A 17,512-nucleotide genomic window follows, 5' to 3' on the forward strand; every position below is an offset into this window, starting at 1 on the left:
GGTGTTCGGACGAGGTCGGGGTAAGTCAGTGGTCGAACGGGACAACGGGACAGGCGCCCACAAGCCATCCGCCTCCGCCCACGGCAGGCGGCGCCGGCCGCCGGCCCGCCGCTTCAGCCTGCCCCGCCTCCGGCCGCCCCGCTTCGACGCGGCCCGCCTCCGGCCCGCCTACCCCCGCCCGGGGCGCACGGGCTACCGCCGCTGGGTGCCCTCGTGGCGCCAGGCGCTGGGCCTGTTCGGCCTCGTCTTCGGCACGCTCACCGCGATCGTCATGATCCTCTACGCCCGCACGGAGATACCCGCCGACCTCAACGCCTTCGCCACCCAGCAGGACAACGTCTACTACTGGGCCGACGGCACCGAGATGGCCCGCACCGGCCCCGTGGACCGTCAGGACACGGCGCTGGAGAAGGTCCCCGAGAAGGTGCGCTGGGCCGCGCTCGCCGCCGAGAACGAGACCTTCTACTCCGACAGCGGCGTCTCGCCCAGCGGCATGATGCGCGCGGTCACCCGGATGGTCACCGGCGGCGACACCCAGGGCGGCTCCACGATCACCCAGCAGTACGTGAAGAACGCCTACCTCAACCAGCAGCAGACCTTCAGCCGCAAGCTCACCGAGGCGTTCATCGCGATCAAGCTGGACAACAGGATGAGTAAGGACGACATCCTGGAGGGCTACCTCAACACCAGCTGGTTCGGCCGCGGCACCTACGGCATCGCGCGCGCCGCGCACGCCTATTACGACAAGGACGTCTCGCAGCTCAACGCCAGCGAGGGCGCCTTCCTCGCCTCGCTGCTCAAGGGCGCGGCCCTGTACGACCCCGCGGTCGGCGCCAAGAACCACGAGCGCGCCGTCGAGCGCTGGAAGTGGATCCTCGACCGCATGGTCAGCACCGGCAAGCTCTCGGCCGAGGAGCGGGCCCGCTACACCACCTTCCCCGAGCCCAAGGCCCCGCCCAAGCCCGTCAACCTCACCGGCCAGACCGGCTACCTGGTGGACACCGCCCGCGCCTACGTCAGCGCCCACACGAACGTCTCCGACGCCGACTTCGACCTCGGCGGCTACCAGATCCGCACCACCTTCGAGAAGCCCAGGGTCGAGGCCCTCGCCAAGGCCGTCGACGGCGCGCGCGCCCACCTCGACCCGGATGAGCGGGAAGCCGACCAGAACGTCCGCATCGGCGCCGCCTCCGTCGCGACGGACGGACGCATCGTGGCCCTCTACGGCGGCCCCGACTACCTCAAGCAGGGCTTCAACGACGCCAACTCCACCGTCGTCCCGGCGGGCGGCGCCTTCACGCCCTTCGTCTACGCCGCCGCCCTCCGCGACGGCATCCAGCGCGAACGCGGCGCGACCCGTACGCCCGTCACCCCCGCCACGCTCTACAACGGCGACAACAAGGTGGCGATACGCACCCCCGAGGGGCCCTACTGGGACCGCTCGGGGAAGATCGTCAAGGCCCTCAACGACGACTCCAAGTCCTGGGGCAGGATCACGCTCAAGGAGGCGGTCGCCCAGTCCGTCAACTCCCCGATGATGCAGCTGGGGATGGACGTGGGCCTGGACCGGGTGAGCCGGACGGCCGTGGGCGCGGGGCTGCTCCCCGAGAGCCTCGGCCCCCAGGTGCCGGCCTTCTCGCTCGGCACCTCCACGCCCAGCGCCATCCGCATGGCCGGCGCCTACGCCACCTTCGCCGCCAAGGGCATGCACAGCGAGCCCTACTCCGTCGGCAGCCTCCGGCGCAACGGCGACGCGGTGGAGGTGGAGAAGCCCACCGCCGAGCGGGCCCTGCCGGCGGGCGTCGCCACGTCCGTGGACGACGCGCTGCACGAGGCCGTCAAGCGCGGCAGCGCCACCGCGGCCAAGGCGGCCGGGCCGGACGCGGCCGGCAAGACCGGCACCGGACCGGACAACAAGTCCGCGTGGTTCGCCGGCTACCGCGGCAAGGTCTCGACCGCCGTCTCCCTCACCCGCATCGACCCCAAGACCCAGGAGCTGCTGCCCCTGGACGGCCTCGGCGGCGCCCCGAAGACCGCGACCGGCAGCCCGTACCCGATCGACATCTGGACGGCCTGCATGGCGAAGACCGGCGGCTGAGCGGCGGCCGGGCCGGGGCGGCCCGGACGGGAGCACGGGAGCCGCGCCCGCGCTCCCCGCGGGCGGCCGGCCGCTCGCGGCGGACTACTTCAGGAAGCTCTTCCAGTCCGGGGCCTGCGCCGGGTCCAGCCCGCGCAGCTTCGCCAGCACCTTCGGGTCCTGGACGTCCATCCAGTCGGCCAGCTGCTTGAACGACACGCAGCGCACCCCGTCCCGCTTGCACACCGACTTCATGACGTCCTCCACGGCCTTCATGTAAATGCCGTCGTTCCAGTCCTCGAAGTGGTTGCCGATGAACAGGGGCGCCCGGCTGCCGTTGTACACGCGCTCGAACCCGTTCAGATAGCCGTCACGCGTCAGCTTCCGCCACTCCTCGTACTTCGCCGGGTCGCCCTTGGTGTTGTCCCCGGACTGGTTGAAGAGGAAGTTGAAGTCCATCGACAGGACCTGCTTGTCGCTCTTGGGATACGGCAGCAGCTGCAGCGGGAAGTTCCAGATGTCGTTGACCTTGGACGGCCACAGCTGGAAGTCGCCGGGCGAGCTGGCGTCGTACCGCCAGCCGAACTCCTTCGCCGCCGTCAGCAGGTTCTTCTGCCCCTCAAGACAGGGGGCGCGGCCGCCCACCAGCTCCTTCTTGTAGTCGAAGGGCAGCGGGGGCAGGTCCTTGTAGCCGGTGTTCGTCTTCCAGTTCTGCACGAAGGAATACGACTGCTCGATCTCGCTCTTCCACTCCGCCGGGCTCCAGTCGCCGCCGCCCTTGGCGCCGCAGAAGTGGCCGTTGAAGTGCGTGCCTATCTCGTTGCCGGCCAGCCACGCGCTGCGCACCTGCTTCAGGGTGTCCCGGATGTGCGCGTCGGTCGCGAAGGATATCGCCGCGTCGCCCGGCTTGTGCTGCGGGGGCTTGTACAGCGTCGCCTTCGACTTCGGCAGCAGGTACATGCCGGTCAGGAAGAACGTCATCTGCGCGTCGTTCTCCTTGGCTACCTCCTGGAAGTGCGAGAAGAGGTGGTCGTCGCCCTCCAGCGCGCCGTCCCAGGAGAAGACCACGAACTGCGGGGGCTTCTCGCCCGGCTTGAGCTTCTCGGGTTTCTTCACGTTCGGCTGCGGGCCGGTGTAGGACGTCGAGCCGTCCCCGAGGACGTGGACCTTGCCGTCCCAGACCTCCTCCTCCTTGGCCCCGCCGTGCGCCTCGTCCTTGGGGTTCCCGGACTCCGGGCGGCCCGAGGAGGCGGCGGCGGAGCTTCCGCGGTCATCGGAACCGCCGCCCGTCAGCCCCACCACGAGCGCCGCGACGACGCACACGGAGCCCAGAGCCGTCGCGCCGTACATGGACTTGCCGCGCATGGACTTCATCGACAACTTCGCACTCCCTGGCGCCAGCACATCTGTTCAGGCGTCAGTATCACAGGCTTGTATGACAACTCCGTAGCAACGGGTGGTCCGCGACCACCGTGCACGATCCCGGGGCGATCTCCGTGAACCCCGCATCCCGCACCACCGGCAGCCCGCTCGTCGTCAGCGCGGCCCAGCGCGCCGGGTCCGCGGTCCGTACGGACAGGGCGAAACCGTCCTCGCGCCAGGCCCGCCGGGCGGCGTCGTCCAGGACCCACCAGGCCAGCTGGGCGCCGTGCCCGGCCTGCGCCATGGCCTTGCCGGCCGACATCGCGAGGTCCGGGTTCAGCCACAGCACCGGCCGCGCGGGGTCCGCCTCCGCGGGCGGTCCGGGATCGTCCAGGTCCGTGCCCGACACCTGGAGCTTGACCAGCTCCTTGGGCCAACCGTCCAGCGGCACGGGCGGGAAGACCCGCACCTCGGCGTGCTCGCCGGCCACCGTCAGCCCCGGCAGCGCCGCCGCCTTGCGCCACTCCGCGCCCCGCGCCCGCCGCACCACCTTGCGGATGCGGGCGTCCTGCCAGTCCCGCACCGCCCGCGCCCACTCACCGTCCTCCGCCGTGGCCCGCTCGTCGGACAGCAGCGCCAGCACGGCACGAGCCGCCGTCTGGAGGGCGTCGGTGCGGGACGGAGGCGCGGCCTTCTCGATGCGCACCACGAGCGGCAGGACGAACTGAGGGGCGTCGTCGCGGGGGTCTTCGCTGGGGACTTCGCGGGCGGCTTCTCGGGGGTCTTCGCCGTGCGGAAGGGCGTCAGTGCTGGTCACACCCCCAGTCTGCCAGCCGCTCACGGGGTGCCCGGCTGGTGGGCGCCGGCGCCGACGAGGTCCGAGACCCGTACGAACTCGTAGCCGCGGGCCCGTAGCTCCGGCACGACGCGCTCCACCGCCTCCTGCGTCGTGGGAGCCGCGCTGCGGGTGCAGTGCATCACCACGACCGACCCGGGCTTCACCTGGGAGAGCACCTGTGCGGCAACCGGCCCGGCCTGCTTGGCGAAGGCGTCGCCGCTGACGACGTCCCACTGCACGGCGGTCACCTTCGTGGGCCCGAGCTCACGCAGCACGGTGGCGTCGTGACAGCCGCCGGGGAAGCGGAAGTAGGGCACGACCCGCTCGACCCCGGCGCGCCGGAACACCGCGAAGGCCCGCTCCACGTCGGCGCGGGCCCCGCCGCGCGGCACGGCCGGCAGCCCGTAACAGGGGGTCGAGAAGGCGTGGTGGCTGTACGAGTGGTTGGCGACCTCGAAGAGCGGGTCCGCCCCGATGGACCGGGCCTGGTCGGGGTACTGCTCCGCCCACCTGCCGGTCATGAAGACGGTGGCGGGCACCTTCAGGCGGCGCAGGGTCTCCACGAGCCCGGGGTTGTCGAAGTGCTCCCCGCGGGCGGCCCGGGGCCCCTGGTCCGCCGTCATGTCGGCGTCGAAGGTCAGGGCGACGCGCTTGCCGCCGTCGCGGGAACCGTGCGAGAAGACGGGGACGGCGCCACCGGGTGCGGGCGGGAGCGTGGGGGCGGCGGGCGCGGCGGACGGCGAGGGGCTGACGGCCGGGGAGGCCGCCCGGCTCCCTCGGGCGCCGGAGGAGGTCTCGGCCGCGTGGGAGCCACCGCTGCCGCCGCAGGCGGCGAGGGCGCAGCACAGGACTGCGGCGAGGACGGCGCCGGAGCGCGGGGCGGTGCGCGGGAGGGTGCGCGGGGTTCGGGTCACGGACAGATTTTCTCCGGTGGGGCGGAGGGCTCGGGCCTGGACGGACACCGCCCGCATGTGGCACGCCCTCGGCGATGGCCGGCCGACGTTCGCTGCGCTGCGGCGTGTCGAGAAAGAGGCGCCGCAGGAGGTGCGACGGGCCGAAGCCCGGCTACCCCTCCGTCAACGGCTTTCCGTCGCGCGCCAGCGCCGTCAGGCGGGAGATCGCTCGGAAGTACTTCTTCCGGTAGCCGCCCTTGAGCATCTCCTCGCTGAACAGCTCGTCGAAGGGCCGCCCCGACGCCAGGACCGGGACCTCGCGGTCGTAGAGGCGGTCGGCGAGGACGACCAGGCGCAGGGCCGTCGACTGGTCCGGCACCGGCTCGACGCCGGTCAGGCACACGGCCCGGACGCCGTCGCACATGGCGCCGTAGCGGCTGGGGTGGACCTTGGAGAGGTGGTCCAGGAGGGCGGGGAAGCCGTCGAGGGAGGCGCCCTGCGTGGTGTGGGCCACGCGCTCGACGGTCGCGTCGTCGTACGGGGCAGGGGCCTGCGGCAGGCCGCGGTGGCGGTAGTCCTCGCCGTCGATGCGCAGCGGCCGGAAGTGGGCGGACAGCCCCTGGATCTCGCGCAGGAAGTCGGCGGCCGCGAAGCGGCCCTCGCCGAGCTTGCCCGGCAGGGTGTTGGAGGTCGCGGCGAGCGCCACGCCCGCGTCCACCAGCTTGCCGAGCAGGGTGGAGACGAGCACGGTGTCGCCCGGGTCGTCCAGCTCGAACTCGTCGATGCACAGCAGCTTGTGGCCGCTGAGCGTCCGCACGGTCTGCTGGAAGCCCAGCGCGCCCACGAGGTTCGTCAGCTCGACGAACGTGCCGAAGGCCTTCCGCTCGGGCGGCGCCGGGGTGGCGTGCCAGAGGGAGGCCAACAGGTGCGTCTTGCCGACGCCGTAGCCACCGTCCAGGTAGATCCCGCGGGGGCCCGCCGCAGCGGCCGGACGGGACCGGAACCAGCGCTTGCGGCCGCCGGCCGCGCTGTCGCCGAGGCCGTCGGCGAAGCCGCTGAGCAGCTTGACCGCCTCGGTCTGGCTGGGCTGGTTCGGGTCGGGGATGTAGTTGTCGAAGCGCACCGTGTCGAAGCGCGGCGGCGGCACCATCTCGGCGACCAGGCGGTCGGCCGGTACGTGCGGGGCGCGCGAGGTGAGCGCGACGGGCCGGTCCGTCCCCTGCCCCGTGACGGGGGCGGAGCCGGTGGCGCTGGAGGGCGATGCGATGGTGGACGACACAGCAATCCAGCGTAGCCCCGGAAGTGGGCCGTCCCCGTCGCGCGGGGAGCGAGGCATGTCACACTGCGGCCTATGCGACGCCTGTTCCCCTCCCCGCTCAGCCCCGCCGACCTCGAGGACCGCGAATGGGGGCTGGACGAGCTGGCCGGCCTCTACGCCTACCCGCACGAGGAGGCCGCCGCCGGGCGCCCGTGGCTGCGGGCCAACATGGTCTCGTCGCTCGACGGCGCGGCCCACCACGAGGGGCGTTCGCAGCCGCTGTCCTCCGCCGCGGACATGCGGATCTTCGGGACGCTGCGGGGGCTGGCCGACGCGGTGGTGGTCGGCGCCGAGACCGTACGGCAGGAGGGCTACCGGCCCGCCCGGGCCCGCGAGGCCTTCGCGGCGCGGCGCACGGCGCTCGGTCAGGGGCCCGCGCCCGCGATCGCCGTCGTGAGCGCGGGGCTCGACCTGGACTTCTCCCTCCCGCTCTTCACCTCCCCGCTGGTGCAGACCCTCGTCCTGACGGGCTCCGAGGCCCCCGCCGACCGCGTCGCGGCGGCACGGGCCGCGGGCGCCGAGGTGGTCGTCGCGGGGGAGGGGCGCGGCGTGGACGCGGCGCGGGTGCCGGGGCTGCTGGCCGAGCGTGGCCTGATCCGGCTGCTCACCGAGGGCGGGCCCCGGCTGCTGGGGCAGTTCGCCTCGGCGCGGGTACTCGACGAGATGTGTCTGTCCCTGGCCCCGGTGGTCGCCACCGGCGCGGCACCGAGGATCATGGCCGGGCCGCCGCTGGAGGTCCCGGAGCGGTTCGCCCTCGGTTCCGTTCTGGAAGAGGGCGGATTCCTGTTCACCAGCTACCGCAGGGTGGCCGCCGAGGGATAGGCGTGGCATGGTCTGACCACTGTCGACGGCGCCGGTCGACCAGGGCCTCGCAAAGGATCTGACAATCGGCGGAATTTGCCGTTCCGGTTCTGTTTCGATGGGCAGAATTGAGACAGACGCTCCCCCGAGGCCCCGGCCCACAACAGGCGGGTTCACGGGGAGCACGCGCAGGATGGTTTCTGTTGGGCCCGGTGGCCCACGGAGAAGAAGGGCTCCCACCGTGTTCACGAGCGTATTGATGATCGAGCAGCCGCTGTCCGCCGCGGATGTCGAGTTCGTCACGACCCTCCACGACGACAGCATGTCCTTCGTGGTCCTCATGCGGCCGAGGGGCAACGAGGACCGGCTGCTGCGGGCCATCGACGACGTCGCCCTGGGGGAGCTGGAGCAGGCCGTCCACGAGGCCGACGAGCCGGAGGGCGAGGAGGCCCTGCGGCCTGCCGCGCTCGCCCTGGAGCACTCCCTCCGCAGGCTCCGCGACGCGGGCTGCGAGGCGGTCGGCCAGATCATCGACGGCCACCCCCTGGACCTGCTGCGGTCCGTCGTCGAGCAGACCCACGCCGACGAGGTGATCGTCCTGACCGCCCCCCACCTGGTCGAGGAGTTCTTCCACCGCGACTGGGCCTCCCAGGCACGCCACAAGGTCGGCGTGCCCGTGCTGAAGCTGTACGCGCACAACGACGAGGACGTGAACCAGGCGGAGACGGCCGACGAGGGCTGACCAGGGCTGACCCGGAACTGAGGCAGGGCTGACCAGGGATGAAGGCGGCGGTACGCCCACCGGGTGGGCATGATCACCCGGTGGGCGTTCGCGCGCCCACCGGGTGGTCGTACCGGGTGGTCGTCCGCGCGCCGGGCGGCCGCGCGCACCGGCGGCCCGTCACACCGTGCCGCCGCCGCCCGCCCCCGCCCAGCGCAGAGGCCGCCCCGCCTCAGCGCAGCCGGCCGTCGTCCATCGTCAGCACCCGGTCCGCCCGGCCGAGCAGCCCACGGTCATGCGTGACCAGCACGGTCGCCGTCCCGTGCCGCCGCGTGACCTCCGCCAGCAGTTCCACGACCGCCGCGCCCCGCTCATGATCCAGCGCCGACGTCGGCTCGTCCACCAGCAGCACGGACGGACCGCCGAACAGCGCCCGGGCGATGTTGACGCGCTGCCGCTCGCCGCCCGACAGCCGGTGCGGCCGGCGGCGGCGCTTCGCCTCGTCCAGGCCCACCGACTCCAGCAGCTCCGCCGCCCGCGCCCGGGCCGGCCGCACCCGGCCGCCCCGCAGGTGCTCGACGGCCAGGAGCTGCTCCTCGGCCGTCAGCGACGGCAGCAGGTTCGCCTGCTGGAAGACCACGCCCACCCGGTCCCGCCGCAGCGCCGTACGCTCTCCGGCGCTCATCCCCGACACGTCCCGGCCCGCCACGACCACGCGCCCCGCGTCGGGGCGCAGCAGCGTCGCCGCCACGGCGAGCAGACTCGACTTCCCCGACCCGGACGGCCCCACCACGGCCACCAGCTCGCCGGGCGCCACGGCCAGGGACACCCCGTCCAGGGCGGTCAGCCGGCGGTCGCCGTCCGGATAGGTGAGGGTGACGTCCTCCAGGGACAGGGGCGAGAGGGCGGTCGTGGCGGAGGCCCCGCCCGAGGGTGTCGAGGTCATCGGCTTGCTCCCAGCGCGGTCAGCGGGTCGACGGAGGTGATGCGGCGCACGGCCAGGGCCGAGCCGGCCAGGCCCAGCAGCACCATGGCCGCCACCGGGACGGCCACCGTTTCGGCGCCCAGCTCGAAGGGCACCGCCCGGGACGCCAGCGCGCCGCCGGCGACGCCGGCCGCCCCGCCCAGCACGGCTCCGGCGGCCAGGACGGCCGCCGCCTGCCCCAGGGCGTCGCGCAGCAGGTAGCCGCTGCTCGCACCCACCGCCTTGAGCACCGCCACGTCCGGGCGCCGCTGGACCGTCCACACGGTGAAGAACGCCCCGACCACCAGCGCGCTGACCACGAACAGGAAGCCCTGCACCAGCTGGAGCGTGCCGTGCTCGGCGGCGTAGCCGTCGATGCCGTCCAGCGCGTCGTCCAGCGCCACCGCCCTCGTGGTCCGGGCGACGGCGCCGGTGGGGCCTCCGCCGCCCCGCACGGCCAGGGCCGTGGGCTGCTGCTGGTGGGCGGCCCGCCCCCAGGCGGCGAGCGTCGTCCAGACGGTGGGCGCGTGCCCGTAGCCCCGGTCCGGGGTGACGCCCGAGACGGTCAGCTCCACGGTGCCGAGGGTGACGCGGTCTCCCACCCGCAGTCCCTTCTCGCGCGCGAGGCGCTCGCTCACCGCCACGCCGGCGTCGTCCGGCGCCGAACCGGTCAGGAGCGCGGGACGCAGCCGGGCGGCCGTCCCGAGGACGCTCACCGACGTGGCCGTGCCGTGGGCCGTCAGCCGCGCCATCGCCACGCCCAGCGGCTCGGCGGAGGCGACGCCGGGCGCCCGCCGCCACGCGTCCCCCTGGCGCTCGTCCAGGGTGCTGTTGGCGAACGACACCTCCGGCTCGGCCCCCGCGGGGGCGCCGAAGACGATCCGGTCCGCGGGCAGGGCGGCGACGGCCGACGACGCCTCCCGGGCCAGGCCGCCCGTCAGCCCGTAGAGGAAGACCACGAGCGTGGTGATTAGCGCGACGACGGTACCCATGAGGGCGAACCGTCCTCGGGCGAAGCGGATGTCACGGAGCGCGACGAACACGGACGGAAACCCTCCGGCGGACGAGACGAGTGGGAACCGCCCCACCCTCCCGCCCGGCAGCCCCCGCGCCATCAGGGCAAGGACCGGTTGCCGGCCCGTCCGTAGGGGGTACCCGGAAATCAACCGAACGGTTGAGGGAAACGGCGGCGGACTCCCGGCCCCGCGGCCCGTACGCTCGACGGGATGAGCCGCACCAGCCCTCCCCGCCCCGCCGCGCAGGCCGCGCCCGCCCGTGCCCGCGGACCCCTCGCACGCCTGCGCGCGCTCCCCCGGACGGCGCGGACGACGCCCGGCGGTGAGCCCGCAGCCTCGCTCGCCGGGGTACGGGCGGGATTCGACGTGCCCTCGCTGCGCCTGGTGCGGCTCGCGCTGCACGGCGCCTTCTACGCCCTGCTCCTCGTCGCCCTCGCCCCCGCGCTCCTCGGCGCCGGGCCCGCCGCCGTGCTGCCGTCCGCCTGCGTGCTCGCCGTCGTCTACGCGGCCGGGGTCGTCCGGCGGCCGCGGCGGCCCGGGCCCTGGCTCGCCGCGGTCACCGCGCTGTGGCTGGTGCTCCTCGCCATGGACCACGGCTTCAGCTACGTCGCGTTCCCGCTGTTCTTCCTCTACCTGCACGCCATGCCCGTGCGCTGGGCGCACCCGGCGATCGCGGCGGCCACCGCCGCGGTCGTGGCCGCCCAGGCGGCCGGGCCCGGCGGGCTCACGCCCGCCAAGGTGATCGGGCCGGTGGCCGGCGCCGCGGTCGCCGTCCTCACCGGCTACGGCTACGCCGCGCTCTCCAAGGAGAGCCGCCGGCGGCAGCTCCTCATCGACGACCTGGTCCGCACGCGCGACGAGCTCGCCGCCGCCCAGCGCGAGGCCGGCCGGCTCGCCGAGCGGCAGCGGCTCGCCCGCGAGATCCACGACACCCTCGCGCAGGGCCTGTCCAGCATCGTGCTGCTCGCCCGCGCCGCCGAGAGCGCCGGTCCGCAGGCCGTGCGGGAGCGGGTGCGGGAGATCGGCCGGACGGCGGCGGACAACCTCGCCGAGGCCCGCCGGTTCGTCCAGGCCCTCACCCCGCCCGCCCTGGAGGACGCGCCGCTGCCCGAGGCCCTGCGCCGCGTCACCGCGCGCACGGTCCCCGGCGCCGCCTTCCGGCTCGACGGCCAGCCCTGCCCCCTGCCCGTGGAGACCGAGGTCGCCCTCCTGCGCCTGACACAGGAGGCCCTCGCCAACGTCGCCCGCCACGCCCGCGCCGAGCACGCCGCCGTCACCCTCGCCTACCTGGACGGACAGGTCACCCTCGACGTCTTCGACGACGGCGTGGGCTTCGCCCCCGGGGAGGGCCCCGCCGACGGGCGCCGCACCTTCGGTCTGCACGGCATGCGCGAGCGCATCGCCGAGCTCGGCGGCACCCTCACCGTCGAGTCCGCCCCCGGCGAGGGCACGGCCATCGCCGCGACGGTGCCGGTCCGGGCCGCCGGCCCGGAGCCGGCTGTTCGACTGGAGTCGGCCGTCCCTCCGGAGCCGGCCGCCGGTCACGGCCCCGACCCCGACCCCGGCCCCCGCCCCGGTCCCGGTCCCGGCCACACCCCCCACCCCGGCGACGCCTCCGCGCCCGCCGGGGCCCCGGCCACCGGGACGGTCGCCGCATGAGCGCCCCGCGGGGTCCGGGCGGTGTCGTCCGCGTCCTCCTCGTCGACGACCACCCCGTCGTACGGCGCGGCCTGCGCGCCATGGTCGACGAGCTGCCCGACGTCGAGGCGGTCGGCGAGGCCGCCGACGGGGCCGAGGCGCTGCGCCTGCTCGACGGCGGGGCGCGGCCCGACGTCGTGCTCATGGACCTCCAGATGGGCGCCGGCATGCACGGTGTCGAGGCCACCCGCCGCATCACCGCCCGGCCCGGCCCGCCCGCCGTGCTGATCCTCACGACCTACAGCACCGACGCCGACATCCTCGCCGCCGTCGAGGCGGGGGCCACCGGCTACCTCCTCAAGGACGCCCCGCCCGAGGAGGTCACCGCCGCCGTGCACGCCGCCGCCCGCGGCGAGACCGTCCTCGCCCCGCCCGTCGCGGCCCGCCTCCTCGGGCGCGTACGGGCCGGGTGCCGGCCCGTCCTGTCGCCGCGCGAGACCGAGATCCTGGGCCTGCTGGCCGAGGGCCTGGCCAACCGGCAGATCTCCCGCCGCCTGTTCATCAGCGAGGCCACGGTCAAGACCCACCTCGTGCACATCTACGGAAAACTGGGGGTCGACAGCCGTACGGCCGCCATCGCCGCGGGCCTGGCGGCGGGTCTGATCCGGGCGGTGTGACGGCCGAGGAACGGTCGAGGGGCAGCCGAGGGACAGCCGGGGACGGCTGCGGCACGGGGTGCGCGGCCCGGCCGTGGACCGGGCCGCCGGCGGCGGGTGCGAGAATCACCGTTGGTTAGATCCAGTCCTCCAGACCCAGGGAGCACCGCACATGGCACCGGCCGTCCCCACGACGATGGACCGACCGCACTTCATCGGCATCGGCGGCGCCGGCATGTCGGGCATCGCGAAGATCCTCGCCCAGCGCGGCGCGCGGGTCGCGGGCAGCGACGCGAAGGAGTCCGCGACCGCCGAGGCGCTGCGCGCCCTGGGCGCCACGGTGCACATCGGGCACGCCGCGGACCACCTGGACGAGGACGCGACCTGCGTCGTCGTCTCCAGCGCCATCCGCGCGGACAACCCCGAGCTGGCCGCCGCCGCCGAGCGCGGCGTCCCCGTCGTCCACCGCTCGGACGCGCTGGCCCGCCTGATGGACGGCCTGCGGCCGATCGCCGTGGCCGGCACGCACGGCAAGACGACCACGACCTCCATGCTCGCGGTCTCGCTCGCCGCCCTCGGCCTCGACCCGTCGTACGCCATCGGCGGCGACCTCGACGGCCCCGGCTCCAACGCCCGGCACGGCGGCGGCGACATCTTCGTCGCCGAGGCGGACGAAAGCGACCGCAGCTTCCACAAGTACGCGCCCGAGGTCGCGATCATCCTCAACGTGGAGCTGGACCACCACGCCAACTACGCGTCGATGGACGAGATCTACGAGTCCTTCGAGACCTTCGTCGGCCGGGTCCGCCCGGGCGGCACGCTCGTGGTCTCCGCCGACCAGGCGGGTGCCCGGGAGCTCACCGAGCGGGTCTCCGGCCGCCACGACATCGAGATCGTCACCTACGGCGCGGCCGAGGACGCCGACGTGCGCGTCCTGAAGGTCACCCCGCGCGGCCTGGCCAGCGAGGTCACCGTCCTGCTGAACGGCAAGATGCTCACCTTCGCCGTCTCCGTGCCCGGCAGCCACTACGCGCACAACGCCGTCGCGGCCCTCGCCGCGGGCGTCGCCCTCGGCATCCCGGCGCACAACCTCGCCTCCGCCCTCGGCAAGTACACCGGCGTCAAGCGCCGCCTCCAGCTCAAGGGCGAGGCGAACGGCGTGCAGGTCATCGACTCCTACGCCCACCACCCGACCGAGATGACCGCCGACCTGGAGGCCATCCGGGGCGCGGCGGCCGGCTCCCGGGTCCTGGTCGTCTTCCAGCCGCACCTCTTCAGCCGCACCCAGGAGCTGGGCACCGAGATGGGCCAGTCCCTCGCCCTCGCGGACGCCTCGGTGGTCCTCGACATCTACCCGGCCCGTGAGGACCCGATCCCGGGCGTCACCAGCGACCTGATCATCGACGCGGCGAAGGAGGCCGGCGCGGACGTCCGCCCCGAGCACGCGATGGCCGCCGTTCCCGACGTGATCGCGGGAATGGCCCGCCCCGGCGATCTCGTTCTCACCATGGGCGCCGGCGACGTGACGGACCTCGGTCCGAAGATCCTGGCCCGCCTGGAGAGCTGACCGACACACCGCGGAGGGCGTGCGAGATGACGTACGAGGTCGAGAAGACGGACGAGCAGTGGCGCGCGGAGCTGACCCCCGCGGAGTACGAGGTGCTCCGCCGGGCCGGCACCGAGCCCGCCTTCCGCGGTGAGTACACCGACACGAAGACGGAGGGCGTCTACGCCTGCCGCGCCTGCGGGGCGGAGCTCTTCCGGTCGACCGAGAAGTTCGAGAGCCACTGCGGCTGGCCGAGCTTCTACGACCCGAAGGACTCCTCCGCCGTCGAGCTGGTCGAGGACCGCTCGCACGGCATGGTCCGCGTGGAGGTGCGGTGCGCGCGTTGCGGCTCGCACCTCGGCCACGTCTTCGAGGGCGAGGGCTACCCCACGCCCACCGACCAGCGGTACTGCATCAACTCCATCTCACTGCGGCTGGAGCCGGCGGAGGGCTGAGGAGGGCGGGCCGGGAGCAGGGCCGCAGGGGCCTCTTCCCGCTCCGCCCCGGCTTCCGTTCTACTTCAGCGCCGCCAGGCCCTTCTTCAGGTCTTCGGCGTCCATGACCGGGTGCAGCTCGACCTCCGCCTCCATCTCGGTGAAGAGCTTCTCGCAGATCTTGGGCATCTGTGAGGCGTCGTCCATGTCGAAGACCAGGAGGCAGGTCCGGCCGCCGTCCAGCGCGGTGAAGTAGGCGGCCTCGGGCTTGAGCTGTTCCATCAGCTCCTGGACCACCGTGCCCATCGTGCCGTCGCGGACCGCCTCGTTGCCGGCGCGGGTGTCCATCCGGGCCCTCAGTAGCGTGCGCATCGGCCTCACTCCTTCGGCGCGGCCGCGTGGGGCACCCGGACCGCGCCCCCAGCGGGATGCGGTCGCGTCCCTTTCAGGTTCCGCCCGCTCCCGTGGCCGCCGCAACCGGGGGCGCGGGCGCCGCCCCCGCCCGCAGCACCACCGCGGTCTCCGGAGGCAGCCGCAGGACGCCCTCGGCGTCCGGCGGGGGGACGGGCCGCCAGGCGGCGACGACTTCGGCGCCGGCCGCCGCCGCCCCCATCCGCAGCGCGGCCGTCTCGGCCCCCAGGTTCACGGCCACGTGGAGCGGACCGCGGGCGAAACGGACGGTACGGGCGTCGGCGCTCAGGTCCCCGTAGGCCCAGCGGGGGTCCGTCAGCGCCGGCTCCGTGTGCCGCAGGGCGATCAGCCGCCGGTACCAGGCGAGCAGGGCGGCGTGCGGCTCGCGCGAGGGCTCGGCCCAGTCCAGGCAGGAGCGGTCGCGCGTCGCCGGGTCCTGGGGGTCGGGGATCTCCTCCTCCGGCCAGCCGTGGGCGGTGAACTCGCGCCGCCGTCCCGTCCGTACGGCCTCCGCCAGGCCGGGGTCGGTGTGGTCGGTGAAGTACTGCCACGGCGTCCGGGCGCCCCATTCCTCGCCCATGAACAGCATCGGTGTGAACGGCGCGCACAGCACCAGCGCGGCGGCGCAGGCGAGCAGCCCGGGGGAGAGGGCGGCCGACAGCCGGTCGCCCAGCGCCCGGTTGCCCACCTGGTCGTGGGTCTGGGCGTAGCCGAGGAGGCGGTGCGCGGGGGTGACGCCCGGATCCAGGGGGTGGCCGTGGCGCCGGCCCCGGAACGACGAGTACGCGCCGTCGTGGAAGAAGCCCGACCGCAGCGTCTTGCCGAGGGCCGCCGCGGGGTCGGCGGCGAAGTCGGCGTAGTAGCCCTGGGACTCGCCGGTCAGAGCGGTGTGCAGGGCGTGATGGAAGTCGTCGTTCCACTGTGCGTGGAGGCCCAGGCCGCCCGCCTCCCGCGGCGTCGTGGTGGCCGGGTCGTTCCGGTCGGACTCGGCGACGAGGAACAGCGGACGCCCCAGCCGCGCGGCCAGGTCGTCGACGGCCGCCGACAGCTCGGCGAGGAAGTGCTCGGGAGAGGTGTCGGCCAGGGCGTGCACCGCGTCCAGCCGCAGCCCGTCGAGCCGGTAGTCACGCAGCCACGCCAGCGCACTGGCCGTCAGATACGCCCGCACCTCGGCGGATCCGGGGCCGTCGAGGTTGACGGCCGCGCCCCACGGCGTGTGGTGGGCGTCGGTGAAGTACGGGCCGAAGGAGGGGAGATGGTTGCCCGACGGGCCCAAGTGGTTGTGCACCACGTCCAGGACGACCCCGAGCCCCCGTCCGTGCGCCGCGTCCACGAAGCGCGCCAGCCCCTCCGGGCCGCCGTAGGGCTCGTGCACGGCCCAGGGCGCCACGCCGTCGTACCCCCAGCCGTGCCGGCCGGGGAAGGGGCACACGGGCATCACCTCCACGTGGGTCACGCCCAGTTCCGCCAGGTGCGGCAGCTTGGCCGCCGCCGCCTCGAAGGTGCCCTCGCGGGTGAACGTGCCGACGTGCAGCTCGTAGAGCACCGCCCCCGGCAGCGGGCGGCCGGGCCAGGCGTGCCGCCAGGCGAAGCGGGAGACGTCGACGACGGCGCTGGTGCCGTCGGGGCCGTCGGGCTGGCGGCGCGAGCGCGGGTCGGGGAGCGGTGGCCCGCCGTCCAGGCGGAAGCCGTAGCGGGTGCCCTCGGTCCCCGGCGCCTCGCACCGCCACCAGCCGGTCCCGGCCGGGCCGGGTGCCATGGCGTACGTCCCCCCGTCCGCCCACAGCGTGACCTGTCCGGCTCGCGGCGCCCACACCTCGAACAGCACGACGGCTCCTCCCGACGGGTCGACGACGGTGCTCTCCATGGTGCCGTCCGGAGGGGCCCTACGGCACCAGGTCGATGCGCTCCTGCGCGATCGGATAGCCGACCCTGGCGAAGTGGGCGGCCATCGGCAGGTTGCCCCGGTCCGTCGCGGCCGTGATCCGCTCCGCGCCCTCGGCCACCAGGTCGTGGGTGCACTCCACCAGCAGGTCGTAGGCGTATCCGTGGCCGCGCTGCTCGGGGACCACGCCGACGTAGCCGACGCACGGGCCGTTGGGGTTGTGCGCGGGCACCTGGATGCCGACCAGGTCGCCCCCGGGGGTGTGGGCCAGCCGCCACCACGCGCGGGGCGAGGGGCACCAGTTGAGGAAGTCCATGGCGTCGTCGACGGCCGCCTCCAGGCCCGACTCGGCGACGTTCCCGCCGTCGTGGGCGTCCAGCGTGCCCTCGAACGTACGGCCGAGCACCTCGCGGATGACGGCGTCGTCGGGCTCCGCGCGGAAGACCAGCCGCCCGGGGCGCTCCGGCAGGCCGCACGCCGTCGTCCACTCGTAGCGGTACCGCTCGACCAGCGGCTTCATCCCGGCCGCGACGGCCGCCGCGACGCGGGCCTCCACGGCGGCCCGGACCTGTGCCTCCTCGCGCCAGCCCGGCGGGGCCAGCAGGCTGAACTCGGTCCGGAAGGGCGCCGTCCGCAACAGCTCGGCGGCGGCTTCCTCCTCGCCCTCGGCGAAGTCGAACCAGTCGAGCACGACCGGCTCCTGGTCGTCACGCGCCCCCCACCAGGCGGCGCGCGCCACCACCTGGCCGTCACGCAGCGCCACCCGGCACCAGTCGGGGCGGTACTCCCCGCCGTCCCGGACGGGCTTCCACACGTGCCCGAAGGCGGCCCGGCCGACGAGGAACGGGCCGGGGAGGGAGGTGAACAGGGCGGTGTCGCGGTCGGAGAGGGTGTGCAGGACCAGCTCGGTCATGAAGCTCCTTGTGGTGGGCGGCTCAGGCGCACCGTAGGG

General features: G+C 74.3%; 16 protein-coding genes. 7 read left to right on the forward strand and 9 right to left on the reverse strand.

The window, feature by feature from the left end:
• Positions 1 to 28 precede the first annotated feature (28 nt).
• Positions 29 to 2,098: a transglycosylase domain-containing protein gene (locus tag CYQ11_RS24685; protein WP_099202523.1), complete on the forward strand. Its 2,070-nt coding sequence runs from the start codon at positions 29 to 31 to the stop codon at positions 2,096 to 2,098.
• A gap of 84 nt (positions 2,099 to 2,182) precedes the next feature.
• Here the strand turns inward: CYQ11_RS24685 and CYQ11_RS24690 are convergent, their stop codons facing one another.
• The 4 genes from CYQ11_RS24690 to zapE all read right to left on the reverse strand — a co-directional run bounded on the left by CYQ11_RS24690 (position 2,183) and on the right by zapE (position 6,449).
• Positions 2,183 to 3,451, reverse strand: coding sequence for a polysaccharide deacetylase family protein (locus CYQ11_RS24690; RefSeq protein ID WP_240003719.1), 1,269 nt, complete (start codon positions 3,449 to 3,451; stop codon positions 2,183 to 2,185).
• A 49-nt stretch (positions 3,452 to 3,500) separates the two neighbouring features.
• Positions 3,501 to 4,256 (reverse strand): aminoacyl-tRNA hydrolase, encoded by a 756-nt coding sequence (locus CYQ11_RS24695; protein WP_099202524.1) that lies wholly within the window; start codon positions 4,254 to 4,256, stop codon positions 3,501 to 3,503.
• Positions 4,257 to 4,276: 20 nt separating this feature from the next.
• Positions 4,277 to 5,191, reverse strand: a complete 915-nt coding sequence (locus CYQ11_RS24700) for a polysaccharide deacetylase family protein (protein ID WP_240003691.1) — start codon at positions 5,189 to 5,191, stop codon at positions 4,277 to 4,279.
• A 151-nt stretch (positions 5,192 to 5,342) separates the two neighbouring features.
• Positions 5,343 to 6,449 (reverse strand): cell division protein ZapE, encoded by a 1,107-nt coding sequence (gene zapE / locus CYQ11_RS24710; RefSeq protein WP_099202526.1) that lies wholly within the window; start codon positions 6,447 to 6,449, stop codon positions 5,343 to 5,345.
• Between the two features lie 72 nt (positions 6,450 to 6,521).
• On the opposite strand from zapE, the gene CYQ11_RS24715 reads away from it, so the two are divergent.
• Both CYQ11_RS24715 and CYQ11_RS24720 read left to right on the forward strand, forming a co-directional pair.
• Positions 6,522 to 7,310, forward strand: coding sequence for a pyrimidine reductase family protein (locus CYQ11_RS24715; protein WP_099202527.1), 789 nt, complete (start codon positions 6,522 to 6,524; stop codon positions 7,308 to 7,310).
• A 220-nt stretch (positions 7,311 to 7,530) separates the two neighbouring features.
• A complete protein-coding gene (locus tag CYQ11_RS24720) occupies positions 7,531 to 8,031 on the forward strand; it encodes an indole-3-glycerol phosphate synthase (RefSeq protein WP_099202528.1) in 501 nt (166 codons plus the stop codon).
• 211 nt (positions 8,032 to 8,242) lie between these two features.
• On the opposite strand, the gene CYQ11_RS24725 is transcribed toward CYQ11_RS24720, so the two are convergent.
• Both CYQ11_RS24725 and CYQ11_RS24730 read right to left on the reverse strand, forming a co-directional pair.
• The gene (locus tag CYQ11_RS24725) at positions 8,243 to 8,956 is read right to left on the reverse strand and encodes an ABC transporter ATP-binding protein (protein WP_099202529.1); all 714 of its coding nucleotides are present in this window, start codon (positions 8,954 to 8,956) and stop codon (positions 8,243 to 8,245) included.
• Positions 8,953 to 10,017, reverse strand: coding sequence for an ABC transporter permease (locus CYQ11_RS24730; RefSeq protein ID WP_099202530.1), 1,065 nt, complete (start codon positions 10,015 to 10,017; stop codon positions 8,953 to 8,955). The genes CYQ11_RS24725 and CYQ11_RS24730 overlap by 4 nt, the downstream gene beginning before the upstream one ends.
• Positions 10,018 to 10,200: 183 nt before the next feature.
• Here CYQ11_RS24730 and CYQ11_RS24735 point away from each other — a divergent pair, with 183 nt between their 5' ends.
• From CYQ11_RS24735 to msrB, 4 genes are all read left to right on the forward strand, one after another.
• Positions 10,201 to 11,649 (forward strand): sensor histidine kinase, encoded by a 1,449-nt coding sequence (locus tag CYQ11_RS24735; RefSeq protein WP_099202531.1) that lies wholly within the window; start codon positions 10,201 to 10,203, stop codon positions 11,647 to 11,649.
• Positions 11,646 to 12,305, forward strand: coding sequence for a response regulator (locus CYQ11_RS24740; protein ID WP_099202532.1), 660 nt, complete (start codon positions 11,646 to 11,648; stop codon positions 12,303 to 12,305). The genes CYQ11_RS24735 and CYQ11_RS24740 overlap by 4 nt, the downstream gene beginning before the upstream one ends.
• A gap of 151 nt (positions 12,306 to 12,456) precedes the next feature.
• A complete protein-coding gene (gene murC, locus CYQ11_RS24745; protein ID WP_099202533.1) occupies positions 12,457 to 13,851 on the forward strand; it encodes a UDP-N-acetylmuramate--L-alanine ligase in 1,395 nt (464 codons plus the stop codon).
• 26 nt (positions 13,852 to 13,877) lie between these two features.
• Positions 13,878 to 14,285: a peptide-methionine (R)-S-oxide reductase MsrB gene (gene msrB, locus CYQ11_RS24750; RefSeq protein WP_099202534.1), complete on the forward strand. Its 408-nt coding sequence runs from the start codon at positions 13,878 to 13,880 to the stop codon at positions 14,283 to 14,285.
• A gap of 60 nt (positions 14,286 to 14,345) precedes the next feature.
• Here msrB and CYQ11_RS24755 read toward each other — a convergent pair whose 3' ends face one another.
• The 3 genes from CYQ11_RS24755 to CYQ11_RS24765 all read right to left on the reverse strand — a co-directional run bounded on the left by CYQ11_RS24755 (position 14,346) and on the right by CYQ11_RS24765 (position 17,473).
• Positions 14,346 to 14,636 carry a DUF3303 family protein gene (locus tag CYQ11_RS24755; RefSeq protein WP_181143776.1) on the reverse strand — a complete coding sequence of 97 codons (291 nt, stop codon included), beginning with the start codon at positions 14,634 to 14,636 and terminating at the stop codon, positions 14,346 to 14,348.
• Positions 14,637 to 14,709: 73 nt separating this feature from the next.
• The gene (gene treZ, locus CYQ11_RS24760) at positions 14,710 to 16,503 is read right to left on the reverse strand and encodes a malto-oligosyltrehalose trehalohydrolase (protein ID WP_099202870.1); all 1,794 of its coding nucleotides are present in this window, start codon (positions 16,501 to 16,503) and stop codon (positions 14,710 to 14,712) included.
• Positions 16,504 to 16,561: 58 nt separating this feature from the next.
• Positions 16,562 to 17,473 carry a GNAT family N-acetyltransferase gene (locus CYQ11_RS24765; RefSeq protein ID WP_099202536.1) on the reverse strand — a complete coding sequence of 304 codons (912 nt, stop codon included), beginning with the start codon at positions 17,471 to 17,473 and terminating at the stop codon, positions 16,562 to 16,564.
• Positions 17,474 to 17,512 lie beyond the last annotated feature (39 nt).

Source organism: Streptomyces cinnamoneus, from assembly GCF_002939475.1.
Lineage (GTDB): Bacteria > Actinomycetota > Actinomycetes > Streptomycetales > Streptomycetaceae > Streptomyces > Streptomyces cinnamoneus_A.

Excerpts from the sequence above, each read along its gene's own strand:
- CYQ11_RS24690 (WP_240003719.1), bottom strand. The coding sequence starts at position 3,451 with ATGAAGTCCATGCGCGGCAAGTCCATGTACGGCGCGACGGCTCTGGGC.
- CYQ11_RS24715 (WP_099202527.1), top strand. The coding sequence starts at position 6,522 with ATGCGACGCCTGTTCCCCTCCCCGCTCAGCCCCGCCGACCTCGAGGAC.
- CYQ11_RS24725 (WP_099202529.1), bottom strand. The coding sequence starts at position 8,956 with ATGACCTCGACACCCTCGGGCGGGGCCTCCGCCACGACCGCCCTCTCG.
- CYQ11_RS24735 (WP_099202531.1), top strand. The coding sequence starts at position 10,201 with ATGAGCCGCACCAGCCCTCCCCGCCCCGCCGCGCAGGCCGCGCCCGCC.
- CYQ11_RS24740 (WP_099202532.1), top strand. The coding sequence starts at position 11,646 with ATGAGCGCCCCGCGGGGTCCGGGCGGTGTCGTCCGCGTCCTCCTCGTC.
- murC (WP_099202533.1), top strand. The coding sequence starts at position 12,457 with ATGGCACCGGCCGTCCCCACGACGATGGACCGACCGCACTTCATCGGC.
- msrB (WP_099202534.1), top strand. The coding sequence starts at position 13,878 with ATGACGTACGAGGTCGAGAAGACGGACGAGCAGTGGCGCGCGGAGCTG.
- CYQ11_RS24755 (WP_181143776.1), bottom strand. The coding sequence starts at position 14,636 with ATGCGCACGCTACTGAGGGCCCGGATGGACACCCGCGCCGGCAACGAG.
- CYQ11_RS24765 (WP_099202536.1), bottom strand. The coding sequence starts at position 17,473 with ATGACCGAGCTGGTCCTGCACACCCTCTCCGACCGCGACACCGCCCTG.